Annotated in this window: 19 protein-coding genes; 5 read left to right on the forward strand and 14 right to left on the reverse strand. The window is 71.9% G+C overall.

Features of this window, described 5'->3' with window-relative positions:
* Positions 1–366: 366 nt before the first annotated feature.
* Entirely contained in the window at positions 367–1,242 is an 876-nt protein-coding gene (locus ABGB17_RS07805) for a sugar isomerase (protein ID WP_347627124.1), read from the forward strand.
* Positions 1,239–2,372 carry an N-acetylglucosamine-6-phosphate deacetylase gene (nagA, locus tag ABGB17_RS07810; RefSeq protein WP_347627125.1) on the forward strand — a complete coding sequence of 378 codons (1,134 nt, stop codon included), beginning with the start codon at positions 1,239–1,241 and terminating at the stop codon, positions 2,370–2,372. The genes ABGB17_RS07805 and nagA overlap by 4 nt, the downstream gene beginning before the upstream one ends.
* A gap of 99 nt (positions 2,373–2,471) precedes the next feature.
* On the opposite strand, the gene ABGB17_RS07815 is transcribed toward nagA, so the two are convergent.
* Positions 2,472–3,590, reverse strand: a complete 1,119-nt coding sequence (locus ABGB17_RS07815) for a GuaB3 family IMP dehydrogenase-related protein (protein WP_347627126.1) — start codon at positions 3,588–3,590, stop codon at positions 2,472–2,474.
* A 90-nt stretch (positions 3,591–3,680) separates the two neighbouring features.
* Positions 3,681–5,159: an IMP dehydrogenase gene (gene guaB, locus ABGB17_RS07820; RefSeq protein WP_347627127.1), complete on the reverse strand. Its 1,479-nt coding sequence runs from the start codon at positions 5,157–5,159 to the stop codon at positions 3,681–3,683.
* 187 nt (positions 5,160–5,346) lie between these two features.
* On the opposite strand from guaB, the gene ABGB17_RS07825 reads away from it, so the two are divergent.
* Positions 5,347–5,724 (forward strand): DUF5319 domain-containing protein, encoded by a 378-nt coding sequence (locus ABGB17_RS07825; protein WP_347627128.1) that lies wholly within the window; start codon positions 5,347–5,349, stop codon positions 5,722–5,724.
* Here ABGB17_RS07825 and ABGB17_RS07830 read toward each other — a convergent pair.
* The 4 genes from ABGB17_RS07830 to groES all read right to left on the reverse strand — a co-directional run bounded on the left by ABGB17_RS07830 (position 5,685) and on the right by groES (position 8,872).
* Positions 5,685–5,828, reverse strand: a complete 144-nt coding sequence (locus tag ABGB17_RS07830; protein WP_347627129.1) for a hypothetical protein — start codon at positions 5,826–5,828, stop codon at positions 5,685–5,687. The genes ABGB17_RS07825 and ABGB17_RS07830 overlap by 40 nt on opposite strands.
* Positions 5,829–5,884: 56 nt before the next feature.
* Entirely contained in the window at positions 5,885–6,511 is a 627-nt protein-coding gene (locus ABGB17_RS07835) for a sigma-70 family RNA polymerase sigma factor (RefSeq protein WP_347627168.1), read from the reverse strand.
* A gap of 313 nt (positions 6,512–6,824) precedes the next feature.
* Positions 6,825–8,447, reverse strand: coding sequence for a chaperonin GroEL (groL, locus tag ABGB17_RS07840; RefSeq protein ID WP_347627130.1), 1,623 nt, complete (start codon positions 8,445–8,447; stop codon positions 6,825–6,827).
* Positions 8,448–8,557: 110 nt separating this feature from the next.
* Positions 8,558–8,872 (reverse strand): co-chaperone GroES, encoded by a 315-nt coding sequence (gene groES / locus ABGB17_RS07845; protein ID WP_082776538.1) that lies wholly within the window; start codon positions 8,870–8,872, stop codon positions 8,558–8,560.
* Positions 8,873–9,159: 287 nt separating this feature from the next.
* Here groES and ABGB17_RS07850 point away from each other — a divergent pair, with 287 nt between their 5' ends.
* Positions 9,160–10,359, forward strand: coding sequence for a class I SAM-dependent methyltransferase (locus ABGB17_RS07850; RefSeq protein WP_347627131.1), 1,200 nt, complete (start codon positions 9,160–9,162; stop codon positions 10,357–10,359).
* 199 nt (positions 10,360–10,558) lie between these two features.
* On the forward strand, positions 10,559–12,343 hold the full coding sequence (locus ABGB17_RS07855) for a hypothetical protein (RefSeq protein WP_347627132.1): 1,785 nt from the start codon (positions 10,559–10,561) through the stop codon (positions 12,341–12,343).
* Between the two features lie 84 nt (positions 12,344–12,427).
* Here ABGB17_RS07855 and tsaD read toward each other — a convergent pair whose 3' ends face one another.
* The 8 genes from tsaD to ABGB17_RS07895 all read right to left on the reverse strand — a co-directional run bounded on the left by tsaD (position 12,428) and on the right by ABGB17_RS07895 (position 18,125).
* Positions 12,428–13,459, reverse strand: a complete 1,032-nt coding sequence (gene tsaD, locus ABGB17_RS07860; RefSeq protein ID WP_347627133.1) for a tRNA (adenosine(37)-N6)-threonylcarbamoyltransferase complex transferase subunit TsaD — start codon at positions 13,457–13,459, stop codon at positions 12,428–12,430.
* 13 nt (positions 13,460–13,472) lie between these two features.
* Positions 13,473–13,925 (reverse strand): ribosomal protein S18-alanine N-acetyltransferase, encoded by a 453-nt coding sequence (gene rimI, locus ABGB17_RS07865; RefSeq protein ID WP_347627134.1) that lies wholly within the window; start codon positions 13,923–13,925, stop codon positions 13,473–13,475.
* Between the two features lie 23 nt (positions 13,926–13,948).
* Positions 13,949–14,095: a hypothetical protein gene (locus ABGB17_RS07870; RefSeq protein ID WP_347627135.1), complete on the reverse strand. Its 147-nt coding sequence runs from the start codon at positions 14,093–14,095 to the stop codon at positions 13,949–13,951.
* On the reverse strand, positions 14,092–14,757 hold the full coding sequence (gene tsaB, locus ABGB17_RS07875; protein ID WP_347627136.1) for a tRNA (adenosine(37)-N6)-threonylcarbamoyltransferase complex dimerization subunit type 1 TsaB: 666 nt from the start codon (positions 14,755–14,757) through the stop codon (positions 14,092–14,094). Before tsaB ends, ABGB17_RS07870 begins: the two co-directional genes overlap by 4 nt.
* Before the next feature lie 412 nt (positions 14,758–15,169).
* Entirely contained in the window at positions 15,170–15,718 is a 549-nt protein-coding gene (locus tag ABGB17_RS07880) for a class F sortase (RefSeq protein WP_347627137.1), read from the reverse strand.
* A gap of 25 nt (positions 15,719–15,743) precedes the next feature.
* Complete coding sequence (locus ABGB17_RS07885) at positions 15,744–16,325, reverse strand: hypothetical protein (RefSeq protein ID WP_347627138.1); 582 nt, start codon at positions 16,323–16,325, stop codon at positions 15,744–15,746.
* A 220-nt stretch (positions 16,326–16,545) separates the two neighbouring features.
* Positions 16,546–17,016 (reverse strand): tRNA (adenosine(37)-N6)-threonylcarbamoyltransferase complex ATPase subunit type 1 TsaE, encoded by a 471-nt coding sequence (tsaE, locus tag ABGB17_RS07890; RefSeq protein ID WP_347627139.1) that lies wholly within the window; start codon positions 17,014–17,016, stop codon positions 16,546–16,548.
* Positions 17,013–18,125 carry an alpha/beta hydrolase gene (locus tag ABGB17_RS07895; protein ID WP_347627140.1) on the reverse strand — a complete coding sequence of 371 codons (1,113 nt, stop codon included), beginning with the start codon at positions 18,123–18,125 and terminating at the stop codon, positions 17,013–17,015. Before ABGB17_RS07895 ends, tsaE begins: the two co-directional genes overlap by 4 nt.
* Positions 18,126–18,130 lie beyond the last annotated feature (5 nt).

The raw sequence follows: 18,130 nt of genomic DNA on the forward strand, positions 1-18,130 counted from the left end.
GCCGAGCGCCGCCGCCCTCTCGGCCGGCCCGAGCCGCGCCGAATGCGTGCCCCCGATCCGGGTCCCGACGCCGTCCGCCCCCCATCCCCGCGTCGCGTCCCGCCGGGCGCCACCATCGTGCCCTGTCATCGCATCCCCCTGGGATATGGCATGTCGCGTCCCGTCATTTCTACCCGTGGGTAGATAACCACACGCCGCGCACACGCCCGCTGGGGCCGGTTCTCTGGACCGTTCCCGGCCCCCGCCGGCGTTCCCGGCCTGGTCCCGGTGGCCGGCGGCCCCAGCGGGAGCGGGCTCGGCGCACCTGCCTGCACACCATCCTGCTATAAATAGCCCTGACCAGGCTCGACCACCCCGGAGCGGCTCGTGACCACGCACCTCGCGACCGAGATCGCGTCCCAGCCGGGCTGCTGGCGCCGCGCCTCGGAGCTGGCGGGCACCGCCCCGCTGCCGCAGCGCGGGGAGCGGGTGGCCGTCACCGGGTGCGGCACCTCCTGGTTCGCCGCCCAGTCCTACGCCTCCTTGCGCGAGCGGGCCGGGCACGGCGAGACCGACGCGTTCGCCGCCTCGGAGTTCCCGCTCGGGCGGCGGTACGACCGGGTGGTCGCCCTCACCCGTTCCGGCACCACGACCGAGGTGCTCGACCTGCTGTGCGAGCTGCGCGGCACGCGGACCACCGTGATCACGGCCGATCCGTCGGCGCCTGTGGTGCCGGCGGCCGCCGAGGTGATCGTGCTGGACTTCGCCGACGAGCGGTCGGTGGTGCAGACACGGTTCGCCACCACCCAGCTCGCGCTGCTGCGCACCCACCTCGGCGAGGACCTCACCGAGGCGATCGCGGACGCCGAGCGGGCCGTCGCCGACGAGGTGCCGGCCGAGCTGATCGAGGCCGAGCAGTTCGCCTTCCTCGGGCGCGGCTGGACGTACGGGCTGGCGCAGGAGGCCGCGCTGAAGATGCGCGAGGCCGCGCGGGCCTGGACCGAGGCGTACCCCGCGATGGAGTACCGCCACGGCCCCATCAGCGTCGCGGGGCCCGGCCGGGTCACCTGGATGCTCGGCGTGCCCCCGCCCGGCCTGCCCGCCGAGGTCGCGCGCACCGGGGCCGTCTTCGTCACCCGGGACACCGACCCCATGGCGGAGCTGATCCGCGTCCAGCGCCTCGCCGAGGCCCGCGCCCTCGCGCTCGGGCTGGACCCCGACCGTCCGCCCCACCTCACCCGATCGGTGATCCTGTCCCCATGAGCACCACACTCACCGACGCCCGCGTCGTGACCCCCGGCGGCATCCATGAGGGCTGGCTCACCATCGAGGACGGCCGCCTCACCCACATCGGGCGGGGACGGGCACCGGGCGCGGGGGAGAGCCTCGGGGGCCGCCACGTCGTCCCCGGCTTCGTCGACATCCATACCCATGGGGGGGCCGGGGCCTCCTTCCCCTCCGGCGACCAGGACCAGGCCCGGCGCGCGGCGGAGTTCCACGCCCGCCACGGCACCACCACGATCATGGCGAGCCTCGTCACCGCCTCCATCGAGGACCTGTCCCGCGCCACGGCCGCCCTGGCCGAACTCTGCGACGACGGCCTGCTCGCCGGAGTACACCTGGAAGGCCCCTACATCGCCCCGTCGCGCCGCGGAGCCCACGACCCCGGCCTTCTGCGCCACCCGTCCCCCGGAGAGCTCACCGCGCTCCTGAAGGCCGGGCGCGGCCACGTCCGCATGGTCACCATCGCCCCGGAGCTCCCCGGCGCCCTGGACACCGTGCGCACCGCGGTCTCCGAAGGCGTGATCGCGGCCCTCGGCCACAGCGACGCGACCTACGACCAGGCCCGCGACGGCATCGAGGCCGGCTGCACGGTCGCCACCCACCTGTACAACGCCCTGCCTCCCCTGCACCACCGCTCCCCCGGCCCGGTCGCCGCCCTCCTGGAGGACCCCCGCGTCACCGTCGAGCTGATCAACGACGGCGTCCACGCCCACCCCGCCATGCTCCGCCTGGCCGTCTCCGCCACCGGCGCCGCCCGCGCCGTCCTGGTCACCGACGCCATGGCCGCCGCCGGCATGGGCGACGGCACCTACCGCCTCGGCACCATGGAGGTCGACGTCACCGGCGGCACCGCCACCCTGACGGACGGCGGCGCCATCGCCGGCAGCACCCTGACCATGGACACCGCCTTCCGCCGCGCCGTCCACGACGTGGGCCTGACCCTGGAACAGGCCACCGAGATGTCCTCCCACACCCCCGCCCGTGTCCTCGGCATCGACTCCCGCACCGGCTCCATCACAGTGGGCCACCAAGCCGACCTGGTCGTCCTCAACGACAACCTGACCGTCCACCGCGTGATGCGCCACGGCACCTGGCTCCCCACCACCTGACCCACCCCGCCGGGCCACGGCACCCGGCTCCCCCGGCTCCCCCGGCACCCGACCGGCCCCCGCCGGGTCACCGGCAGGGGCCGTTCGCCTGGGTGCGGGTCAGTGGTGCTGGGGGGCCACGACGACCTCGACGCGCTGGAACTCCTTGATGTCGGAGTAGCCGGCCGTGGCCATGGTGCGGCGGAGTGCGCCCATGAGGTTCATGGAGCCGTCGGCCACCGTGGAGGGGCCGTGGAGGATCTCCTGGAGGCTGCCGATGGTGCCCACCTCCACGCGGGCGCCTCTCGGGAGGTCGGGGTGGTGGGACTCCGAGCCCCAGTGGTGGCCCCGGCCGGGGGCCTCCACGGCTCTGGCCAGGGGGGAGCCGACCATCACGGCGTCGGAGCCGCAGGCGATGGCCTTGGCGATGTCGCCGGAGCTGGTCATGCCGCCGTCGGCGATGACGTGCACGTAGCGGCCGCCGGACTCGTCGAGGTAGTCGCGGCGGGCGGCGGCAACGTCGCCGATGGCGGTGGCCATGGGGACGGCCACGCCGAGGACGGTGCGGGTCGTGTGGCCGGAGCCGCCGCCGAAACCGACCAGCACGCCGGCGGCACCGGTGCGCATCAGGTGGAGTGCGGCGGTGTAGGTGGCGCAGCCGCCCACGACGACGGGGACGTCGAGTTCGTAGATGAACTGCTTGAGGTTGAGGGGCTCGGCGCGGCCGGAGACGTGTTCGGCGGAGACCGTGGTGCCGCGGATGACGAAGATGTCGGCGCCGGCGTCGATGACGGCCTTGTAGTGCTGGGCGGTGCGCTGGGGGGACAGCCGGGCGGCGGTGGTCACGCCGGCGGAGCGGATCTCCTCGATGCGGCGGCCGATGAGCTCGTCGCTGATCGGGGCGGAGTAGATCTCCTGCAGGCGCCGGGTGGCCGCCTCACCCTGGAGCTCGGCGACCTCGGACAGCAGGGACGCGGGGTCCTCGTAACGGGTCCACAGGCCTTCGAGGTCCAGCACGGCCAGGCCGCCCAGGCGGCCGATGTGGATGGCGGTGGCCGGCGAGACCACGCTGTCCATGGGGCTCACCACCACGGGGAGCTCGAAGCGGTAGGCGTCGATCTGCCACGCGATCGACACCTCCTCGGGGTCCCGGGTGCGCCGCGACGGCACGATGCCGATCTCGTCCAGCTCGTACCCGCGGCGGCCGCTCTTGCCCCGCCCGATCTCAACCTGAGTCATGCTTCGCTCGTTCCCGTTCCTCGGTGACGCCCGCGCCTGGGGCACACATCGTTCTACCCCGCCACGACCGGTGCATCCCGGGCGGGCGGCTCAGCGGCCGTGGTAGTTGGGGGCCTCGACGGTCATCTGGATGTCGTGCGGGTGGCTCTCCTTGAGTCCCGCGGCGGTGATGGGCATCAGCAGGCCGTTCTCGTGCAGCTCGGCGATGGTGCGCGACCCGGTGTACCACATGCCCTGGCGCAGGCCGCCGACGAGCTGGTGGGCCACGGCGGCCACGGGGCCGCGGTAGGGGACCTGGCCCTCGATGCCCTCGGGGATGTACTTGTCCTCGCCGGCGACGTTCTCCTGGAAGTAGCGGTCCTTGCTGTAGGAGCCGCCGCGCTCGCGGTTGCGCACCGCGCCGAGGGAACCCATGCCGCGGTACGACTTGAACTGCTTGCCGTTGATGAAGATCAGCTCACCCGGCGACTCCTCGCACCCGGCGAGCAGCGAGCCCAGCATCACGGCGTCCGCGCCGGCGGCGATGGCCTTGGCGATGTCGCCGGAGTACTGCAGGCCGCCGTCGCCGATCACCGGCACACCCGCGGGGCCGGCCGCCAGGGACGCCTCGTGGATGGCCGTCACCTGGGGGGCACCCACGCCGGCCACCACGCGGGTGGTGCAGATGGAGCCGGGGCCCACGCCGACCTTGACGGCGTCGGCGCCGGCGTCGATCAGCGCCTGCGCGCCCGCCCGGGTCGCGATGTTGCCGCCGATGACGTCCACGTGGGAGCTCGCCTTGATCTTGGCCACCATGTCGCACACCCCGCGCGAGTGGCCGTGGGCGGTGTCGACCACGATGACGTCCACACCGGCCTCGATGAGCGCCTGCGCCCGCTTCTCGGCGTCGCCGGCGACGCCGACCGCCGCGCCGACCACCAGACGGCCGTCGGCGTCCTTGGTGGCGAGGGGGTACTGCTCGCTCTTCGTGAAATCTTTCACAGTGATCAGGCCGCGCAGCCGGCCCCCGGCGTCCACCAGCGGCAGCTTCTCGACCTTGTTTTCGCGCAGCAGCCGGAACGCCTCGTCACGTGACACCCCGACGGGCGCGGTGACCAGCGGCATCGGGGTCATGACCTCGCGCACCGGCCGGTCGTGGTCGCCCTCGAACCGCATGTCGCGGTTGGTGACGATGCCGAGCAGCACCCCGCTGTGGTCGGTGACCGGCACGCCGGAGATGCGGTACTTGGCGCACAGCCGCTCCACATCGGCCAGCGTGTCGTCCGGCGCGCAGGTCACGGGGTTGGTGACCATGCCGGCCTCGGAGCGTTTCACCAGGTCGGCCTGCTGGGCCTGGTCCTCGATGGACAGGTTGCGGTGCAGGATGCCGATGCCGCCCTGCCGGGCCATGGCCACCGCCATGCGTGCCTCGGTGACCGTGTCCATCGCCGCGGAGACCAGGGGGACGCGCAGGGTGATCGAGCGCGACAGACGGGTGGTGGTGTCGGCGTCACCGGGTTGGAGATCGGAATACGCGGGCACCAGCAGCACGTCGTCGAACGTCAGCCCCTGCTCGGTGAACCTGGCCATCTTTCACCCCATCTGTACCCTTGGCGCACTCAAAACCGGGAAAGGCGCCGACCCCGGGACACCAGTTTAGTGGCCCCCTGGTCAGGGGCTTGTCCGCCCTGTGGACGGAGATCACATCCCGCTGCGAGGTCATAAGCTTCCCGGCACTTCCCTCACCAGGACAACCAAGGGTCATAAGGTGGAATGCGTGCTGGAAGACGTCCCCCGCGACCCGTTCGCGGACGACCCGAACGACCCCACCGCGGCACTCGGCGAGCTCGAACGCTGCGAGCCGCTGACCCTGGCCGAGCGCGAAGAGGCGCTCACCGACCTCGCCGACGTGGAGGTCTTTCGCTCGCTGCTCGAACCGCGGGGTGTCCTCGGACTGTGCCTGGACTGTCCTGAGTGTGGCGAGCACCACTATTTCGGCTGGGATCTCCTGCGGGGGAACCTGCGTCAGATGATCAACCATGGGCGGCCTCAGGTGCACGAGCCCGCCTTCGAGCCCGACCCCGCGCACTACGTGTCCTGGGAGTACGCCCGGGGCTACGTCGACGGCGTGATCGACACCGAGGAGAGCCGCTGATCGACGTCCTCGGCGAGCGCCCTCAGCAGGCGCACGGCGGCGTCGCCGCCCGGCACGGGTTCCCGGCGCGCCAGCGCGTCGAGGACCTCGTCCGTCCGGAGCACTGCCGGATCGGCCTCCGGCCCGTGTCTCCGGATCGGATGCGCCGGGCGGAGGGAGGTCAAGCTATCGACTCCATGTCGGCCATCGCCCGCAGCCTGGCCAGGGCCCGATGCTGGGCGACGCGAACAGCGCCTGGTGACATACCGAGTACGTTACCCGTCTCCTCCGCCGACAGTCCCGAGACCACGCGCAAGATGATCAGTTCGCGCTGGTTGTCGGGCAGGCGGGACAGCAGCGCGCGGGCGTGCTCGGCCTCGATGTAGCGCACCACGGTCTCCTCCGGCCCCGGCCCCTGGTCGGGGCCGTCCGGCAGGTCCTGCGTGGGCACGGCGGACCGCACGGAGCTGCGCAGCGCGTCGGCGACCTTGTGCGAGGCGATGCCGAAGACGAACGACGCGAACGGGCGGCCCATGTCCCGGTAACGGGGCAACGCGGCGAGCACCGCGATGCACACCTCCTGGGCGACGTCGTCGGCTATGTGGTAATGACCGGAGACCCGGCCGAGCCGGGCGCGGCAATAGCGCACCACCATAGGGCGCAACCGGCCCAGCAATGATTCGATCGCGCTGCGATCCCCCTGTACGGCAAGGCTTGTCAGATCCCTGAGGTCGGACTCGTCCGATCTCGTCGCAAGCCTTACCCCAGCCTTGGCGTCGGCGACGCATCCCTCGGTCACGTTACGCATGATGCCCGCCACGATCGCGTATGTCGTCATCGTGAATGGATACGGATTGGTCACATTGACGCGTCGATAACCGAGGGTAATCATTCGAACACAGGAGTGTTTCCATATTTCGCGGACGTAGCCGAATTCGCGGGTATTTGTTAGATGTCGCCCGCGGAGGGGAAGGATGAGGTTGACGTCCGCCCGACGCCCCGGCACGCCGATCGGTTTACCGTGCCCTCAAATCCGGTGCCGGCGAAAATCGTTTGAACGAAATAGCAGCGGCCCGCGCCTGTGACAGGCGCGGGCCGCTACGTCGAACCGTGGGGGCGGGTCAGTGGCCGTGGCCGTGACCGTGACCCTGGCCCGCGGCGGCCGGAGCCTCCTCCTCGGGCTTGTCCACGACGAGCACCTCGGTGGTGAGGAGCATGCCCGCGATGGAGGCGGCGTTCTGCACCGCCGAGCGGGTGACCTTCACCGGGTCGATGACGCCCTCGGCGACCAGGTCGCCGTACTGGCCGGTGGCGGCGTTGAGGCCGTGGCCCGCCGGCAGGTCGCTGATCTTGGCGGTGATGACGTAGCCCTCAAGACCGGCGTTCTCCGCGATCCAGCGGGCGGGCTCGACGAGCGCCCGGCGGACGATGGAGACACCGGTGGCCTCGTCGCCCGACAGGCCGAGGTCGTCCAGCTCCTTGGACAGGTGCACCAGCGCGGAACCACCGCCGGAGACGATGCCCTCCTCGATCGCGGCGCGGGTGGCCGAGATGGCGTCCTCGAGGCGGTGCTTCTTCTCCTTGAGCTCCACCTCGGTGGCGGCGCCGACGCGCAGGATGCACACGCCGCCGGACAGCTTGGCGAGGCGCTCCTGGAGCTTCTCGCGGTCCCAGTCCGAGTCGGTGTGCTCGATGGCGTACTGGATCTCACGCACGCGGTCGGAGATGGCCTGGGGGTCGCCCGCGCCGTCCACGATGGTGGTGTTGTCCTTGTCCACCACGATGCGGCGGGCGGTGCCGAGCACCTCGAGGCCGACGTTCTCCAGCTTGAGGCCGAGCTCCTCGGAGACCACCTGGCCGCCGGTGAGGATGGCCATGTCCTGGAGCATCGCCTTGCGGCGGTCACCGAAACCGGGGGCCTTGACGGCCACGGAGGTGAACGTGCCGCGGATCTTGTTGGTGACCAGGACGGCCAGGGCCTCGCCCTCGATGTCCTCGGCGACCACGAACAGCGGCTTCTTGGTCTGCGCGACCTTCTCCAGCAGCGGGAGGAACCCGGCGATGGAGGAGATCTTGCCGAGGTGCAGCAGGACGTAGGCGTCCTCCAGCACGGCCTCCATGCGCTCGGGGTCGGTCACCATGTACGGCGACAGGTACCCCTTGTCGAACTGGAGTCCCTCGGTGAACTCCAGCTCAAGGCCCATGGTGTTGGACTCTTCGACGGTGATGACACCGTCCTTGCCCACCTTGTCGAACGCCTCGGCGATCAGCTCGCCGATCTTGGCGTCCTGCGCGGAGATGGTCGCGACGTTCGCGATCTCCTTCTTGTCCTCGACGGTGCGGGCACGCTCGAGGAGGCGGTCGCTCACCGTGCGCGCGGCGATGTCGATGCCGCGCTTGAGGCTGAGCGGCGAGGCGCCCGCGGCGACGTTGCGCAGACCCTCGCGCACCATGGCCTGGGCGAGCACCGTAGCGGTGGTGGTGCCGTCACCGGCGATGTCGTTGGTCTTCGTCGCCACTTCCTTGGCGAGCTGCGCGCCGAGGTTCTCGTACGGCTTGTCGAGCTCGACCTCACGGGCGATGGTGACACCATCGTTGGTGATGGTGGGGGCACCGAACTTCTTGTCGATGACGACGTTCCGCCCGCGCGGCCCAAGGGTCACCTTGACGGCGTCCGCGAGGGCGTTCACGCCGCGCTCAAGCGCGCGGCGGGCGTCCTCGTCGAACTCCAGGATCTTCGGCATTTAAGGTCCTCTCACTGCATCAGAGCCCCGGGCCTTCGGCGAAGTACCCGGGGCTTGATACGCGTTTTCTGTAAGGCTCCGTGGAGATGGCCGCTTACGCGCCCGGGGCTTTACTTCTCGATGATCGCGAGAACGTCGCGGGCGGAGAGCACCAGGTACTCCTCACCGCCGTACTTGACCTCGGTACCGCCGTACTTGCTGTAGAGAACGACGTCCCCTTCCTTGACGTCGAGCGGGATGCGCTTCTCGCCGTCCTCGTCCCAGTTGCCGGGGCCCACCGCGAGGACCTTGCCCTCTTGCGGCTTCTCCTTGGCGGTGTCCGGGATGACAAGACCGGAAGCGGTCGTCTGCTCGGCCTCAAGCGGCTGGACCACGATGCGGTCGCCGAGCGGCTTAACGGGAACCTTGGTGGCGGTCGTCACGATCGGACCTCCCCTTCAGATATGTGATGACGAGCTGAAGAGGCGACCAGCGGCCTGCCGTCGCGGGTGTCAGACCTGCCTCGTCGCATTATGTCTGGCACTCTCACTAGCCGAGTGCCAACACTGAACAGTATGCAAGGGCGCCGACACAGTCAACACGGACAGGCCGTCCCAGGTCAGTGCGCTCAACGGTACCCCCGCCAACAGAACGTTCCTCGCGTGAAATGTCCGCTCAAGGCAGGCCGTGACCTGCTCTTGGCTCCCCCGCGGTGCCGGTAGCGTCAGCAAGCGTGGACCTTGACGCTTTCCGCGAACTTCTGACCCCGCACGGCCGGAAAGCGCTGGCGGACGCGGAGCGCACGGTGGCGGAGGGCGCGGACGCGGTCGCCGCGGCGGTGGCGCTGCGCAGGACGTACCCCGCCGGGCTCGCCGGCGCCGCGCTCACCCAGGCGCGGCTGCGGGCCCGCGCCGCCGCGAAGTTCGGGGCGGACGCCGCGGTGATGTACTTCACCCCGGACGGGCTGGAGCAGGCGACCCGGGCCGAGGTGGCGGCGCACCGCGCCCGCCGGTTCGGGCCGGGCGACCGGGTGGCCGACGCCTGCTGCGGCGTCGGCGGCGACCTGCTCGCGCTGGCCCGCGCCGGGTGCCGGGTCGACGCGGTGGACCGCGACCCGCTCACCGTGGAGGCCGCCCGCGCCAACGCCGCCGCCCTCGGCCTGTCCGGCCTGGTGACCGTGACGGTGGGCGACGCCGCGGCGGTGACTCCCGAGCGGTACGACGCGCTGTTCGCCGACCCCGGACGGCGCACCACCGGCAGGCGCGTCTTCGACCCCCAGGCCTACTCGCCGCCGTGGCCGGACGTGCTCGCCCTCGCCGCCCGCGCCAGGGGCGCGTGCCTGAAGGTGGCGCCCGGCGTGCCGTACGAGGTGCTGCCGCCGGGGGCGGAGGCCGAGTGGGTGTCCTGGCGCGGCGAGGTCAAGGAGGCCGCGGTGTGGACCGGCGCCCTGGCCACGGCCTCCGTGGAGCCCGGCCCGGGAGACGTCGTGCTGCGCCGGGCCACCATGCTGCCGTCCGGGCTGAGCCTGACGCCCGATCCGGCGCTCGGGGATCCGCCGGTCGGGCCGGTGGGGCGGTACCTGTACGAACCGGACGGGGCCGCCATCCGGGCGCACCTGGTGGCCGAGGTCGCCGCGTCCGTGGACGGGCGCCTGCTCGACCCGCGCATCGCGTACATCACCGGGGACGGGCCGGCGGTCACCCCGTGGGCGTCGCGGTACGAGGTGCGGGAAACCCTGCCCTTTTCCCTGAAACGGCTGCGGGCGGCGCTGCGGTCGCGCGACATCGGCACCGTGACGCTGAAGAAAAGGGGCTCGGCGCTGGACGTCGAACGGCTTCGCAGGGATTTGCGGCTGTCCGGGGGGAATTCCGGGATTGTGGTGCTCACCCGAATTGGCGAGCATCCGTACGCCCTCATCTGTGAACCCGCCTGACCTGCGACGATAGCAAAGCCGGGCAATTTCTCGGAAATCACGATCTTTTAAACTCGGCCCAGAAAGCGTCATGGTCAGGCACTACAGTTGGCCCGCGCGGGATTTCGCTGACCGTCGTTTCACTTTGTTTTGTTCGTCGTGCCCGCCGGCCGCACCCCCTTCACCGCCGGGCGTGCGCCCGCGAGCGAAGGAGCCCTCGGTGGATCACTCCAACCACACCCTCCTCCAGGCCGGAAGCCAGACCGCCATCTCCGACCGCATGCGCGAGCTCCTCGCCCGCGCGGCCCAGGACCACGTCTACGAGCAGCGCACCCAGGGTGCCGTGCTCGACGAGATCCGCCAGCGGCTCGAAGGCATGGAGTGGCTGCTGCGCGAGGTGCGCGAGCGCGAGCTCGGCGGGCTCAGCGGCGCGCTGGAGGACATGGGCGGGCGGCTCGGCGAGCTTGCCACCCGGCCGCCCTCGTGGGCCGAGGGCCTCGCCCAGCACGTCGAGATCGTCCGTGAACGGGTGGACGGCGTGGGCAGCCGCATCGCGGGCATCGGCGACCGCATCGAGTCGGTGAGCGACCGCGTCAAGCCCGTGTCCGAGCTCCCCGGCCTGTGGACCGACCTCGGCACCGTGCGGGAAGGGGTCGCCGAGGCGCTGAAACGCATCCAGGCGGTCCTGGACGGCACCCACGGCATGGCGGAGCGCATGGCCGAGTTCACCCGCCGCCTGGCCCAGTTCCAGTCCGGCATCGAGGCCGCCGGTGGCCGCTTCACCCGGGTGGACAAGGCCCTGCTCGACCTCACCCAGCGCACCGAGCGGGTGGAGGGTTGCGTCCTCGACCTCAGCGAGGGCATGGAGGACACCCTCGGCGCCACCATGGACCGCCTCACCGCCACCATGGAGAAACTCGCCGCCGGCCTCGACGGCGTCACCACCCGCCTCACCGGCACCGAGTCGCAGATCACCACCCGCCTCACCGCCATCGACACCCACCTGACCGCCCTGACCGCCCGCCTGGAGTCCCTGGACTCCCGCCTCACCACCCACACCGACACGACCCGCACCCACCTGGAGAGCCTGACGGCCACCACGGAGGCGACCCGCTCCGGCGTCCAGGACCTGACGGCGTCGGCGGAGTCCACCCGGTCCTGCCTCCACGATCTGACCGCGTCCGCCGAGGCCACCCGCACCGGCCTGGCCGGCCTGACCACGTCCGTGGAGTCCACCCGGACCGACGTCCGGGACCTGACCGCGACCGTGGAGTCCACCCGGACCGACGTCCGGGACCTGACCGCGACCGTGGAGTCCACCCGGGCCGGCGTCCAGGATCTGACCGCGTCCGTGGAGTCCACCCGGGCCGATGTTCGCGACCTGAGCGCGACCGTGGAGTCCACGCGGTCCGATGTTCGCGACCTGACGGAGGCCGGCCGGTCCGGCATGCGGGACCTGACCGCGTCCGCCGAGGCGACCCGGTCCGGCCTCCAGGGCCTCACCGCGTCGCTGGAGACCGGCCGGTCCGCGCTCCAGGAGCTCGGCACGCGGGCCGAGGCCGTGGAGGAGCGGCTGGCGGGGCACGACGCGCGTTTCAACGCCCTCGACCAGGGGGTCGGGGCGCTCAACAAGGACTTCGAAGGTGTCAACGAGCGCCTTGACCTGCTGGACGACCACCTGGAGGCCGTCAACCAGCGGGTCGGCCAGTTGCCCGCCCTCCTTGAGGTCGGCGAGGTCCACAAGCGCGTCGGCGAGCTGATCGACGCCCAGACCGGCACGCAGGGTGAACGCCTCGACGCCATCGCCGAGCGCGTGGCCGAGACCGTCCCCGCCCTCAGGGAACTCATCCAGGCCCGCCCCGACCAGGCGCAGCTCACCAAGACCGTGGACGACCTCCTGCGCCCCGCCCACACCGACCTCACCCGCCACCTCGGCGGCCTGGAGGAGACCATGCTGGCCCTCGCGGAGGCCCTGCTGCGCCCCGCCCGTCCCCCCAAGGACTGACCCGCAGCCTGCCGCGTCCTGGGGCGGGCCAGAACCTGCCGCCGCGTCCCCGAGGAACGGCCCCTCCCCGAGGGCCGGTCGGGTCTACAGGCGGGTCGTGGTGACGGGCAGCGAGGAGTCGGCGGGGATGTCCAGGCCGGACGGCGCGGCGCCCGAGGCAAGCAGTTCTGAGCCGAGGGCGGCCACCATGGCCCCGTTGTCGGTGCACAGGCCCGGACGGGGGACCCGCAGGCGCACGCCGGCGGCGTCACACCGCTCCTGGGCGAGGGCGCGCAGGCGGGAGTTGGCCGCGACACCGCCGCCGATCAGCAGGTCCTTCACGTCGTACTGACGGCACGCCTGGAGGGCCTTGCGAGTGAGCACGTCCACCACGGCCTCCTGGAACGACGCCGCGACGTCCGGCACCGACACGGCCTCCCCGGCCCGTTCCCTGGCCTCCACCCACCGCGCCACGGCGGTCTTGAGGCCGGAGAACGAGAAGTCCAGGGTGCCGTCGTCGTACTTGCCCCTCGGGAAGCCGATGGCGGTCCCCGAGCCGTTCGCCGCCGCCCGGTCGATGTGCGGGCCGCCGGGGAACGGCAGCCCGAGCACCCGGGCCACCTTGTCGAACGCCTCCCCCGCCGCGTCGTCCACGGTGGAGCCGAGCGAGATCAGGTCGCCCGCGACGTCCGGCACCAGCAGCAGCGAGGAGTGCCCGCCGGAGACCAGCATCGCGATGCACGGCTTCGGGAGCGGCCCGTGCTCGAGCTGGTCGACGGCCACGTGCGCCGCGAGGTGGTTGACGCCGTACAGCGGCACCCCGAGCCCGAGGGCGTACGCCTTGGCCGCCGCCACCCCCACCAGCAACGCGCCCGCGAGCCCCGGCCCCGCCGTGACCGCCACCGCGTCGACGTCGGAGAACCGCACGCCGGCCTTCCGCAGGGCCCGCTCCACCGTGGGCGCCATGGCCTCCAGGTGCGCCCGCGACGCCACCTCGGGCACCACGCCGCCGAACCGGGCGTGCTCCTCGACGCTGGACGCCACCGTGTCCGCGAGCAGCGTGTGCCCGCGGACCAGCCCGATCCCCGTCTCGTCGCACGAGGTCTCGATCCCGAGCACCAATGGTTGATCAGTCACCGTCTTGTCCACCTCATCCAGTGCCGCCGCCCGCCTCGGCGTGCGTGGTGAGCACCATCATGATCGCGTCGGTCCCGTCGTCGTAGTACCGGCGGCGAAGCCCGATGCGCTCGAACCCGAAGCCCTCGTACATGGCCTGCGCGGCCGGGTTGTCCGCCCGCACCTCAAGGAACACGGCCGTGACCGCCCGCCGCTCCGCCTCGGCCAGCAGCTCGCGGAGCATCGCGCTCCCGATCCCGGTCCGCTGCCGCCCGGACGCCACCGCGATGGTCTGCACGTCGGCCTGATCCCCCGCCGCCGCCAGCCCCGCGTACCCCACGATCTCGTCCCCCTCGATCGCCACGATGTAGTGCCGGGTACGCGGCTGATCGTGCAACTCCCCGCGCAACATCCCCTCACTCCAGGCGTCCGACGGAAACGTCGCCCGCTCGATGGCCAGCACGGCGGGCAGATCAGTCTCGTCCATCCGCCGCAACGAAACCGCCACCTTCACGCCGTCACCCTCTTGACCGCCCCCGGCACCGTCACGCCGCCACCTTCCACGACGGCCCCCGGCACCTGTACGCCGTCACCTTCCACGGCGGCCCCCGGCACCTGTACGCCGTCACCTTCCACGGCGGCCTCCGGCACCGTCACGCCGTCACCTTCTTCGGCGGCCCCGGCACCCGCGCGTCCGGCCGCCGCAGGTAGATCGGACGCGCCTCCGTCAGAACCCCCCCGATTTCCTCCCCGGCCGCCAGCCGTTCGGCGGCGAGCGCCGCGAGCGCCGCCCCCGTCGGGTACTCCGCCCCCGGCTCCCGTACCCGCCCCTGCCCGAGCACAGAGGCGTACATGCGCCCCCCTGCCCCGATGACCGGCAGATCCCCCGGCACGCCGTCCGGGGAGTCGACCGAAGGCCCCTCGACCCGAGTACGACGATCGGCGTACCGAGCCCAGAACACTTCTTTCCGCCGGGCGTCGGTGAGCACCAGGAACGGCTCGTCCAGCCCGCTCCCGTAAGCCAGCGCGTCCAGGCTGCACACCCCATAGACCGGCACCCCCGAGGTCGCCGCCAAGGCCTGCGCCGTCATCAGCCCGACCCGCAACCCCGTGTACGGCCCCGGCCCCGTGCCCGCGACGATCGCGTCCACGTCCCCCAGCGCCACCCCCGCCTCCAGCAGCACCGCCCGCACTGCAGGCGCCAGCAACTCCCCATGCCGCCGAGCGTCGACCACGGTCGACTCCGCCAGCACACGCTCCCCGTCATGCACCGCCACAGTCACAGCCGGAGTAGCGGTATCAAGCCCCAAGACCAGCACGAACAATTAGCCTAGCCGCTCCCAGCGACCCCACGCCCCCCTGGCGCCGCTCACCACTCGCGACCGGTTGGACACCGTACCCAGGCGCCGGATTCGCCGCACCACCCCCCACCGCGTCGGCGCCGGCCAGGAGGCCGCACGGACCGAGGGTGGGGAACCGTGCGGCGTGCGGACATGCGGAGGCGCCGGGCCCAGGGCCGGCCGGGCCGCGGCCGCTGGGCCGCGGGACCGCCGGAAGCCGGCCGCCGGAAGCCAGCCGCCGGAGAGCGGCGGCGCCGGAGAGCGGCGGTGCTAGATGATCAGTTCAAGATCATAGGCGGTGATGTGCGCATGGTCGGCTGGCTGATGTGGTCGTTACGCCAGATGGCGGCGCTCTGTGACGCGGTGGCGAGGTGCGGGATGGAGGTGGGGGTCAGGCGAGGGAGGCGTAGACGATCACGTTGTCCAGGTATTCGTGGGTTGTTCGGTCGAAGGCGCCGCCGCAGGTGACCAGGCGGAGGCCGTCGGCCATGTAGACGCGGTCCGTGGGGAAGTCGTCCTTGGGGATCTGTTCGACTGAATCGACCTTGTAGTGGGCGGTTCTGCCGTCGCTGCGGAGCACTCTGATGGCGGCGCCCTTCTTGACCTGGCGGAGGCGGTAGAAGACGGCGGGGGCCGTTTTGGTGTCCACGTGGCCGATGATCACTGAGGGGCCGGGGTCGCCGGGGACTTCGCTCTGGTCGAACCAGCCCGCGGTGGTGGGCTTCTCGTACGGGGGGAGTTCCACCTCGCCGTTGCCTGCCATGCCCAGTTTCATCAGGGGGGCCTTCAGGTTCAGGGAAGGGATCTCCAGGCGCTGGGGGGTGGCCGCGGAGGCGCGCTTCGGCTCCTCGGGGGTGCTGGAGCGGCCGTTGAGGGCGAACAGGACGGTTCCGGTGACGAAGCCGGCCAGGACGATTTTGAGCCACTTGGAGTCGGCCATGGGACTGCTCGGACAGGGGCCGTGGCTAGCGGGACCTGCGGCGGGCCACGGCTATGCCGCCTGCCAGGGCACCGGCGAGTACGGCTACGGTCACCCCTACGGGAATGCCGGTGGACTGGTCCTCGGTGGCCCCGGCCGCGGTGCCGCCGCCGCCGGCCCTGGGGGCGCTGGTGGGGACGACGCGGGTGCGGGTGGCGGTGGGGGTCGGGCGGGCGGTGACGGTGAGGGTGGCGGCGCCGGTGTCGTTGGTGCCTTCGCACTTGACCTCGACGCGGTAGCGGCCGGGGGTGGCGTCCTCGTCCACCAGGGCGAAGCCGCGGACCTCGGGTGAGGGAGCGGTCGTCTCGGTGGGGGTCGCGGAGCCGGACGGTGTGATCGGCGGGGGCTGCGTGAGGGTCACGACGCCGGTGAAGGCGTCGGACCTGGCGGTGGCGCGGTAGTCGGTGCCGCCCTGCGGGAGCGGGCAGAAGGCGCGGACCCGGATGGACCTGGTGGCGCCGCCCTGCACCCGGTTCGGGATGAGCTGCACGCGGATGTCCTGGCGGCTCATCGTGGGGGCCGGGGTGGCCGTGGGATCACCGGCCTGGGCCGAGGCCGTGCACCCCATGGCCGTGACTAAGAATGCTCCAGCAACCGTGACCTGCCCGACCCTGTGCACCGGCGCACTCCACTTCGCGTCCGACCTGAACCCGCCTGATATGACCACGCCTAGGTGTTACGCCACCTGAATACCCAGAATTATCCGGCCAACCCTTGGAACGATCTTCCTTCTGATGATCCGCACCAGGGACGGCCTGCGTCAAGGCACGCCAGACTACCGGTCTAGATCAGCCCGCAGGCGCCGGTTCGAACCACTCCGGCGAATCGGCCCACCGGGCCCCCACGCCACGCACCCGGATCACCCGCTCGTCCCCGGCGTCGGCCCGCTCGACCGACACCTCCAGCCGGTCCTCGGCGAGCCCCTCGACCAGGCCCTCCCCCCACTCCACGACGGTCACGGAGTCCTCCAGGGAGGCGTCCAGGTCCAGGTCGTCCACCTCGAGTGCCCCTCCGAGGCGGTACGCGTCCGCGTGCACCAGCGCCGGGCCGCCGGTCCGCGACGGGTGGACCCGCGCGATCACGAACGTCGGCGAGGTGATCGGCCCGCGGACCTTCAAGCCCTCGGCGATGCCCTGCACGAGGGTCGTCTTCCCGGCGCCGAGCGGCCCCGACAACACCACGAGGTCCCCGGGCCGCAACTCCCGCGCCAGTTCCTCGCCGAGCGCCCGCGTGGCCTCGGCTGTGTCCGCCCGCCTCATCGGGCCCCTCCCGCCGCGTCGTCCCCAAGCGTGTCCAGATCACCCAGGTTGCCGGACTTGTCGGCGTCGACCTCGGCGACGGCCGTGAGGAGTTCCGTGACGGCCGCGCCGACCACGGCCGGCTTCTCCAGCAGCACCAGGTGGGAGGATCCGGGGACCACGGTGAGGCGCGCGGTGGGCAGGCCCGCCGCGATGGCCCTGCTGTGCTCCACCGGGGTCAGCCAGTCCTTGTCGCCGACGATCACCGAGGTGGGGACCTTGTTCAGGACGTCCAGCGCGGCCAGCTTGTCGTGGGACATCAGCGCCGGGTAGAAGTCCGCGATCACGTCGGTGGGGGTGGACCGGATCATGGACTCGGCGAAGTCGACCACCGTCGGGCTGATGGTGGACGGGTCGCCGAACCCGAGGTAACGCAACGCGAGGAACGACAGGTCGGTGCCCGCCTGCCGCCCCCGGTCCACCAGCGCGGCCCGGCGGCCGAGCACCGACACCGCGGGCGGTGTCGCCCAGTGGACGACCTTGGAGATCAGCGCGGGCAGCCCGAGCGTCAGCTCGGCCAGCCGCCCCGCCGACGTGGCGATCAGCGCGACCCCGCAGACCTTCTCGCCGAACAACTCCGGGTGGCTGTCGGCGAGCGCCATGACCGTCATGCCGCCCATCGAGTGCCCCACCAGCACGCACGGCCCAGGCACCAGCGCCTTGAGCACCTCGGCCAGGTCGTACCCCAGCCGGTCGATCGTGCAGTCCTCCGCGGGCGTGCGGGTGGACCGGCCGTGGCAGCGCTGGTCCCAGAACACCATGCGGTGGGTCTCGCGCAGCTCACGACGCTGGTAGTGCCAGGAGTCGAGGTTCAGCGTGTACCCGTGGCAGAACACGACGGTCAGCGGGGCGTCCTCCGGCCCGTCCACCTCGGCGTACAGCTCCACGCCGTCCGACGTCTTCACGATCGCCGGACGGCCCCGCATCTCGCCGAAGGGCTCGCTCGCCTCCAGATCGGGCCGCAAACGGATGCGCCCAACGGCGTACCGCTTCGCCAGGGCACCCGCCGCCAGCCCCGCCGACGCGGTACCGACGATCGCCCCCGCGATGCCGACCTTCCGCCGCGACATTCGAC

The sequence above is a fragment of the Sphaerisporangium sp. B11E5 genome (assembly GCF_039871875.1).
Classification (GTDB): Bacteria; Actinomycetota; Actinomycetes; order Streptosporangiales; family Streptosporangiaceae; genus Sphaerisporangium.

Excerpts from the sequence above, each read along its gene's own strand:
- nagA (WP_347627125.1), top strand. The coding sequence starts at position 1,239 with ATGAGCACCACACTCACCGACGCCCGCGTCGTGACCCCCGGCGGCATC.
- ABGB17_RS07815 (WP_347627126.1), bottom strand. The coding sequence starts at position 3,590 with ATGACTCAGGTTGAGATCGGGCGGGGCAAGAGCGGCCGCCGCGGGTAC.
- guaB (WP_347627127.1), bottom strand. The coding sequence starts at position 5,159 with ATGGCCAGGTTCACCGAGCAGGGGCTGACGTTCGACGACGTGCTGCTG.
- ABGB17_RS07835 (WP_347627168.1), bottom strand. The coding sequence starts at position 6,511 with ATGCGTAACGTGACCGAGGGATGCGTCGCCGACGCCAAGGCTGGGGTA.
- groL (WP_347627130.1), bottom strand. The coding sequence starts at position 8,447 with ATGCCGAAGATCCTGGAGTTCGACGAGGACGCCCGCCGCGCGCTTGAG.
- rimI (WP_347627134.1), bottom strand. The coding sequence starts at position 13,925 with ATGGACGAGACTGATCTGCCCGCCGTGCTGGCCATCGAGCGGGCGACG.
- ABGB17_RS07880 (WP_347627137.1), bottom strand. The coding sequence starts at position 15,718 with ATGGCCGACTCCAAGTGGCTCAAAATCGTCCTGGCCGGCTTCGTCACC.
- ABGB17_RS07885 (WP_347627138.1), bottom strand. The coding sequence starts at position 16,325 with ATGGGGTGCACGGCCTCGGCCCAGGCCGGTGATCCCACGGCCACCCCG.
- tsaE (WP_347627139.1), bottom strand. The coding sequence starts at position 17,016 with ATGAGGCGGGCGGACACAGCCGAGGCCACGCGGGCGCTCGGCGAGGAA.
- ABGB17_RS07895 (WP_347627140.1), bottom strand. The coding sequence starts at position 18,125 with ATGTCGCGGCGGAAGGTCGGCATCGCGGGGGCGATCGTCGGTACCGCG.